The sequence below is a fragment of the Arhodomonas sp. KWT genome, assembly GCF_010993615.1.
Window position 1 is genome coordinate 1 of the sequence record NZ_WNXE01000599.1, and the last position, 1,007, is coordinate 1,007.

At 70.6% G+C, this 1,007-nt stretch carries 1 protein-coding gene and 1 pseudogene; both read right to left on the reverse strand.

What is annotated here, in order from left to right; all coding sequences use genetic code 11:
* Positions 1 to 744: carbamate kinase (locus G7A99_RS21025; protein WP_163143852.1), on the reverse strand; the 744-nt coding region annotated here is incomplete at its 3' end.
* A gap of 2 nt (positions 745 to 746) precedes the next feature.
* Positions 747 to 1,007, reverse strand: a pseudogene (locus tag G7A99_RS21030) (ornithine carbamoyltransferase subunit F); the annotation flags it as partial.

Genomic DNA, 1,007 nt, shown 5'->3' on the forward strand with positions numbered 1-1,007 from the left:
GGTGAGCCGTTCCAGCCTTTCGGCGCCGTCGGTGCCGAATCCCCGGTAGACCCCGTCGACGTCGGTCAGCATCAGCAGCGCATCGGCGCCGAGCTGCCGTGCCAGCAGGGCGCTGGCCGCGTCCTTGTCGATCACGGCCTCGATACCGACCAGCCCGCCGTCCGCCCGGCGGACGACGGGAATGCCGCCGCCGCCCGTGCAGATCACGATCACCCCCTGGTCCAGGAGCAGCTGCAGCACCCGAAGGTCGGGGATCTCCACCGGCCGGGGCGAGGGCACGACCCGCCGCCACTTATCGCCGTCCGGGGCGATCGACCAGCCGGCAGCCTGCGCGCGGGTCTCGGCCTCGTCCCGGTCGTAGACCGGCCCGACGAACTTGGTCGGCCTGGCGAAGGCGGGGTCATGGCCGTCGACGACGACCTGTGTCAGCAGCGTCGCGACCGGCCGGTCGTGATCCAGGATGTTCTCCAGTTCCTGCTCGATCATGTAGCCGATCATGCCCTCGGTCTCGGCCCCGAGGACATCGAGAGGGTACGCCTCGTCGGGCTTGTAGGCCGCGCCCTGCAGGGCGAGCAGGCCCACCTGGGGCCCGTTGCCGTGGGTGATGACGAGGTCGTGACCGGCGCGGACGATACCGGCCAGTGCCTCGGCGGCGTGGCGGACGTTGGCGCGCTGGGTCTCCGCGGTTAGCGGCTCGCCGCGTTCGAGCAGGGCGTTGCCGCCCAGAGCGGTCACCACCAGCATGCTCAGCCCCCCAGTGTGGCCACCAGGACCGCCTTGATGGTGTGCATGCGGTTCTCGGCCTGGTCGAAGACGATCGACGCCGGGCCCTCGAACACCTCCTCGGTCACCTCCAGCGCGCTCATGCCGAACTCCTTCTCGATATCGGCGCCGACGGTGGTCTCGGCGTTGTGGAAGGCCGGCAGGCAGTGCATGAAGCGCACCCGCGGGTTGCCGCTGCGGCGCAGGACCTCGGTGGTCACCTGGTAGGGCGAGAGCTGCCGGAT